This window comes from Lutibacter sp. (genome assembly GCF_041562875.1).
Taxonomy (GTDB): Bacteria; Bacteroidota; Bacteroidia; order Flavobacteriales; family Flavobacteriaceae; genus Lutibacter.
This window is the reverse complement of sequence record NZ_JBFFOE010000118.1, coordinates 1-6,736: the sequence shown is the minus strand read 5'-3', so window position 1 is coordinate 6,736 and position 6,736 is coordinate 1. Positions and strand designations below refer to the sequence as shown.

General features: G+C 27.9%; 7 protein-coding genes and 1 pseudogene. 3 read left to right on the top strand and 5 right to left on the bottom strand.

Annotated features, from left to right (window positions below; translation table 11 throughout):
- The 3 genes and pseudogenes from ABY863_RS12105 to ABY863_RS12095 all read left to right on the top strand — a co-directional run.
- Window positions 1-282: pseudogene (locus tag ABY863_RS12105) on the top strand (D-alanine--D-alanine ligase); the annotation flags it as partial.
- 2 nt (window positions 283-284) lie between these two features.
- Entirely contained in the window at window positions 285-740 is a 456-nt protein-coding gene (gene coaD, locus ABY863_RS12100) for a pantetheine-phosphate adenylyltransferase (RefSeq protein ID WP_372795191.1), read from the top strand.
- A 5-nt stretch (window positions 741-745) separates the two neighbouring features.
- Complete coding sequence (locus ABY863_RS12095) at window positions 746-2,488, top strand: M14 family metallopeptidase (RefSeq protein WP_372795189.1); 1,743 nt, start codon at window positions 746-748, stop codon at window positions 2,486-2,488.
- A 447-nt stretch (window positions 2,489-2,935) separates the two neighbouring features.
- Here the strand turns inward: ABY863_RS12095 and ABY863_RS12090 are convergent, their stop codons facing one another.
- From ABY863_RS12090 to ABY863_RS12070, 5 genes are all read right to left on the bottom strand, one after another.
- A complete protein-coding gene (locus ABY863_RS12090) occupies window positions 2,936-3,436 on the bottom strand; it encodes a Spy/CpxP family protein refolding chaperone (RefSeq protein WP_372795187.1) in 501 nt (166 codons plus the stop codon).
- Between the two features lie 52 nt (window positions 3,437-3,488).
- Window positions 3,489-4,010, bottom strand: a complete 522-nt coding sequence (locus ABY863_RS12085) for a Spy/CpxP family protein refolding chaperone (RefSeq protein WP_372795185.1) — start codon at window positions 4,008-4,010, stop codon at window positions 3,489-3,491.
- A gap of 10 nt (window positions 4,011-4,020) precedes the next feature.
- The gene (locus ABY863_RS12080) at window positions 4,021-4,455 is read right to left on the bottom strand and encodes a zf-HC2 domain-containing protein (protein ID WP_372795183.1); all 435 of its coding nucleotides are present in this window, start codon (window positions 4,453-4,455) and stop codon (window positions 4,021-4,023) included.
- 54 nt (window positions 4,456-4,509) lie between these two features.
- On the bottom strand, window positions 4,510-5,085 hold the full coding sequence (locus ABY863_RS12075) for an RNA polymerase sigma factor (protein WP_372795181.1): 576 nt from the start codon (window positions 5,083-5,085) through the stop codon (window positions 4,510-4,512).
- A 192-nt stretch (window positions 5,086-5,277) separates the two neighbouring features.
- The coding region (locus ABY863_RS12070) for a PAS domain S-box protein (protein WP_372795179.1) at window positions 5,278-6,736 on the bottom strand (1,459 nt) is incomplete at its 5' end.

Below are 6,736 nucleotides of genomic sequence, written 5' to 3'. Positions count from 1 at the left end.
GCCAAATATTTAGGGAAATCTGAAGAAATTACCCCTGCTCGAATTTCTGATGAAGTTCATGAAAAACTAGAAAAAGTAGCTTCCCAAGTTTATCAGATTTTAAATATGAGTGGTTTTTCACGCGCAGAATATATTTTAGTAAATAACGAGCCTTATTTTTTAGAAATAAATACAGTACCTGGTTTAACAGATGCAAGTTTAATTCCTCAACAGGCTGCTGCTGCCGGCATTAGCTTAGAAAAACTTTTTCATAACGCCATTGAAATGGCTTTAAATAATTAAGCATGAGAAGAGCAATTTTCCCAGGATCTTTTGATCCAATCACTTTAGGACACGTTGATATTATTAATAGAGCACTCCCACTATTTGATGAAATAATTATTGCAATTGGTATAAATACCGATAAAACATATATGTTTTCATTAGAACAGCGCTTAAATTTTATAAAGGAAAATTACAATAATGAACCAAAAATAAAAGTAGAAACCTATACTGGCTTAACCATTGATTTTTGTCAAAAATTAGATGTGGATTTTATTTTAAGAGGATTAAGAAATCCGGCAGATTTTGAATTTGAAAAAGCCATTGCTCAAACCAATAGAAAATTATCAAATATTGAAACCGTCTTTTTATTAACTTCAGCTGACACTTCTTTTATAAGTTCAAGTATTGTTAGAGATGTTTATAGAAATGGCGGCGATATTTCAATTTTTGTTCCAAAAAGTGTAATCGAAAAATAAGTTGGATGGCTAAAAGTTTTACAATTTTATTTTTAATCTGTTCATTTTACACTATTAATTCTCAAAATTTAGATTCTGACTTTAGAATTCCTTTTGAAAAAACAAATGGCACTGAAACTTCCACTTATTCTGAAACAATTGACTATTATAAAAGTTTAGCCAAAAAGTATCCCGAAATTTCAATTTTTGAAATGGGACTAACAGACAGTGGATTTCCGCTACATCTAGTTATTTTTGATAGTTCTAAAAAATTCGACTTTAAAGAAATTAGAGAATCAAAAAATGTTATTCTAATTAATAATGGCATTCATCCTGGAGAACCTGATGGTATTGATGCAACTATGCTATTACTTAGAGACATTGTTAAAAATCCTAACAAAATAAAACAATTAGAAAATACCATATTAGCTGTAATTCCTATCTACAATATTGGCGGTTCGCTAAATAGAAATAGTACTTCTCGCGTAAATCAAAACGGACCAATAGCTTACGGATTTAGAGGAAATGCACGGAATTATGATTTAAACAGAGATTTTATAAAAGCTGACACAAGAAATACGAAAGCTTTTGCTCAAATTTTTCACTTAATAAATCCTGATGTTTTTATTGACAACCATGTGAGCAACGGTGCCGATTATCAATATGGAATTACACACCTTTTTACGCAGCATAATAAACTTGGTGGAGAATTAGGTGAGTTTATAGAAAATGAAATGCGACCACAAATTGAAGAATCTTTACTAAAGAAAGATATTTCAATAACTCCTTATGTGAATGTTTGGGGGAAAACTCCGGAAGAAGGTTTTAGTCAGTATTTTGATTCTCCTAGATATTCCAGTGGTTATACAACACTTTTTAATACTTTGGGTTTCATGATTGAAACTCATATGCTAAAACCCTACAAACAGCGTGTTGAACAAACGTATAGTTTATTAGAAATTGCAATAGATTTTACTATTGAAAATGGGACTAAGATAAAAGAACTTCGTAAAAATGCAACAGCTACCATTTTAGCTAAAAAATCCTATCCAATTGCATTTAAATTAGATGAGAACACATTTTTAACTTTACAATTTAAAGGTTATGAAGGAACTTTAATTAACAGCAAAGTTACCAATGGAAAACGTTTATTTTATGATAGAACAAAACCCTATATAAAACCTGTTAAATACTATAATGAGTATAAAACTTCGAAAGAAATAACCATACCAAAAGCCTATATTTTAAAACAAGGATATTGGAATATTTTGGAACGTTTAAGAGATAATAATATTGAATTTACAATTCTTAAAAAAGATAGTTCTTTTAGTGTTGAAGAACAACATATAAAAGACTATAAAACAAGAACTGAAGCTTACGAAGGTCATTATCTGCATTATAACACAACAGTTATTTCTTCTGAAAAAAATATTGCATTTAACAAAGGAGACATTTATATCCCTGTAAATCAAAATGGAATACGTTATATTATTGAAACACTGGAAGCTGAAGCTGTAGATTCATTTTTTAACTGGAACTTTTTTGACGCCATTCTTCAGCAAAAAGAGGGTTATTCAGCCTATGTTTTTGAAGATATTGCAGAAATGTTTCTAAAAGAAAATCCTTCAATAAAAGATTTATTGAATTTGAAAATTAAAACAGATACTAGTTTTGCTAAAAACTCAAGAGCTCAATTAGATTTTGTTTATAAAAACTCACCTTATTATGAAGCAGCACATTTAAAATTACCTGTTTATAAAGTATATTAATTGTTGCTTTTGCCTTAAATAATTTTATAACGAAATAAAAAAATGTAGTTGTAATTATTAGCTAATTCACTACTTAATACTACCTTTTTTGGCTGCTTATTTGTTATTAAAAAGTATGGGCATACAATTAAAAAAGTATGCGCATATAAATGTTAAAGTATGCGCATACAAAAGTAAAAGTATGGGCATACAATTACTAAAGTATGGGCATACTTTTTTAGCTATATTTAATAGTTTAAAAATGAACGGATTACAATTTATAAAATCAAGTAAAACGAAGAAACTCTAACGTATATTTTATTGAATTGAACTATCTCAAATATATTAGTTTTTATCATTAAAAAACTAGTTATTGGTATTTTTGCTAAAAAGATAAAAAGCTATTAAGTTAATTTAATAGCTTTTTAAAAATATAGATTTTTTAATAGATTAGGTATAATGTGAATTTTACCAGTTGCCACAATTTCTGCCATTACCTTGTCTATTCCCTTGTCCTTGTCTGTTTCCTTTGCAGTAACCTTGACCATTTCCAGTTCCTCTATTAGAATTATCAAAATATACTTGCTGGTCGGCTGTAAGAATACTTCTGATATCTTGAATATGCTGCTCTTTGCTTTTTTGCATATTTGTTCTGATAACTCCCATCTCATCAATTGTTTTATTGATAGATTTTATATTGCCTTCAGTGCGTAAAGCTTGTAAATTTGCACTTTTTATAGCTAATTGATTCCTATTAGTTTGCATTTCTTTCAAATGTGCTAATCTAAAATCCGTAATTTTAGATTGTTGATCTGTGCTAATATTTGGAATATTATTACAAAAATATCCTTGTCCATTGTCATTACCTTGCCCATAACCCATTCTAGTTCCTCTTTGAGAAAATGTACTTACACTAAATAACAAAGCAATAATCAGCATTCCGATTGTTCCTGTTTTTAAATTTTTCATATTGTATTTATTTTAAAATTAATAATTATTTGTTTCTATAATTTATGCAAATTTACTTGTTGAAATTATTCTGTTCATTGCTAGGCATTTGCATTTCACTACCATTATTTGTCATTGCGCTGAAAACTTGAAATAATTTACCTTTTTGTTCTTCGTTACAAATACTTTTCATATCAAGATAATAGTCAAATGTTAAATGTTTAAGTTCTTTGTGCAAATTTCCAATGTCTTTTGCAAGCCTATTTAAATAAATCGTGTCCGATTTTTCTTTTCCTAACTCAAGCATAATTTCATTTCGTTTAACTTGCATTTTAGCTGTTTTAGCATTTGCATCTACATGAAATTGTTGTCTTAATTTTCTAAATTGTTGATGTTGTTCTTTTGTTAAATTTAATTCGTCTCTAAAAAATCTACCCAAATGACTATTTGGTATTTCAATTTGTTTCTCCTGAGTAATTTGAGAAATATTCTGCGGAAAATAAGCATGGTAAATTATTGATCCTATTGTTGTAAGATTTGCAACTAAAAGAATTACAATTATCCATATCAATGTATTTTTATTGTATAATTTCATCTGTTTTGTATTAATCTTTCAATAATAAAGCTTCCATTTTTTCATGTCCCAAATCATTAAAATAAAATTCTGTAGTCTGCGTTTCCAATAATGAGCCTTTAACAGAGGAAATACTACTGAGTTTTAGGCTGCCCCAAATACTAACTAACAAGACTAATGAGAATAAAGCAGGTTGCAATGCTCTTATATAAAAAGTATTATAAACAGGTTGATTTTTTTCATTTTGAAGATTCGCTAAATGCCTGTTTATCCGTATATATAAGAATGGATCTGGCTCTAAAATCTCTTTTTTCTCAATCAGATTAAAAGTAATTTCTAATTGAGAGTACTTATAATTACAAGCTTCACAATTTTCAATATGCTTTTTTATTTCCTTTTTTTGTGCAAATTGAAGCTCATTATTAAAATAAGGAATTAAATTAGTATGTACTGTTTTACATTTCATTTTAAGCTGTATTATTGGTTTGACACTAGTTGACAAAAAAACATTTGCCTTTTTTTACTTTTTTTTATAGAAACTTAATATTCCTCTCTGTACATTTATTTTTGCTCTATGTATTAGTCCTTCAACTGATGAGAGAGATAAATTCATAACTTCTGAAATTTGTTTGTACGACAAATTCTCAATTTTATGTAAAGTGAAAGCTACCTTTTGATTTTTAGATAATGCGTTGATTGATTTATGTAATAATTCAATTCTTTCTTTTTGAATAGCTTCATTTTCAGAAGTTTCATGCTCGTTATCTGAAATTTGTAGTTCTTGATTACCTTCTCCTAAAAAAAAGTTTTCAATACTTTTAAAAAGATTATTTTTTTTATTATCACGTATAAAATTCAGTGATTTATTAACCGAAATACGATACAACCAAGTAGATAATTTAGCTTCTTTTTTAAACTTGTGAATTGATAAAAAAACTTCAATAAATACTTCTTGTGTTACATCTTCTGAAAAAGTTTTATTATGTAAAAAACTATTGCAGGTATTTAATACAAGGAATTGATATTTATCTACAAGGATTTTAAAAGTTGCTTGATTTTTATTTAAAATGCCTTCTATTAGTTCTTCGTCAGTCATTGAATGAAACTTCAATTATTCAAAATTTATTATTTACAAATTAGACACACTCTTATAAAATAACTTGTGAAAATGCTTTAATAAAAATAACACAATAAATAGTCATTCCTTTATTTTTTTAAAGTAAATAGACGTATTATAACAAATAATAATTGTGGTTTTACAATTTTTTGATATTAAAATTTATGCATTTTAATTTTCATTGTACAAAGGCAATGTAAATTTAAATGCACTTCCCTTTCCTAATTCGCTTTCAACCCAAATTTTACCACCATGCTTTTCTATAAATTCTTTACAAAGCAATAATCCTAAACCCGTTCCTTTTTCGCCTACAGTACCTTCTGTAGAAATTTTTTCAGTGATATCAAAAAGTTTCGATAAGATATCAGGGCTTATGCCAACTCCATTGTCAGAGACTGTAATTTTTGCAGTTGAATTATCTTGTTCTGCATAAACAGAAATTTCACCATTTTCATTCGTGAATTTTATAGCATTAGAAATAAGGTTTCTTAAAATGGTATCAAGCATATTACTGTCTGCAAAAACAAGAATTTCCTCTTCTGAAAAATAATTGATGCTACAATTTTTATTCTTTGCTGTTAGTTCTAAATTTTTAATCACATCTTCATAACAATCTGAAAGCTTTAATTTTTGTTGCTCAAAAGGTAATTTACCAGAGTTTGTTCTTGCCCATATTAAAATATCTTCCAATAAATTAAAAGTATTTTTTGCTGAAGTATAAATTATATTTAAGAATTTTTCTGTTTTTTCAATCTCATACGTACGAATATTTTCTTTTAAAATATCTAAAAATCCTAGAATTGAATTAAACGGACTTTTTAAATCATGAGCGAGAATTGAAATAAAACGATCTTTGTCTGCATTCAATTTAATTAATTGATTTTCCATTTCTATTCTGTCAGTTATTTCAGTATGTGTACCAATCATTTTAATTGGTTTATTATTTTCATCATACGTAACTATTTTTCCTCGGTCTAAAATCCATTTATAAGAACCATCTTTACATAACTCTCTGTGAATATTTGAATAAAATGGTGATTTCCCATCCAAATGCAATTGAATATCAGCATAACATTTTTCTTTATCTTCTGGATGCACCCGTTTGCTCCATTCATTATAATGATTTGAGATTTCATTTTCTTCAAACCCTAACATGGCTTTCCATTGCTTAGAAAAATAAACTTCATTGGTTTGTAAATTCCAATCCCAAACTCCATCTCGAGCTCCTTCCAAAGCAAACTTCCAGCGGTCTTGACTTTCTTTTAATGCTTTTTCATTTTCAACACGCTCTGTAATATCGTGAATTATAGAGAAAAGTATTTCACTCTTTTCATAAACTATTGGAGAAGAATGCACTTCAACAATTCGTTCTTTTCCTGATGCCAATTTATGTGTAAAAATAAAATGGCTTCGCATTTCTAAACTAGCCTTGCTCCTTTCTGTTAATATCTGCTCTGGTGAAAGTATATTAATTTGATCTATAGACATTTTACATAATTCTTCTATAGTATATTCATAGAATTTTGAAGCAGCATTATTTGCTCCAATAATTTTGCCACTCTCTGGTTCAATTAACAACATTATAGATGCGTGATTATTGAACATATTTTTAAAACGCTCTTCACTTTCT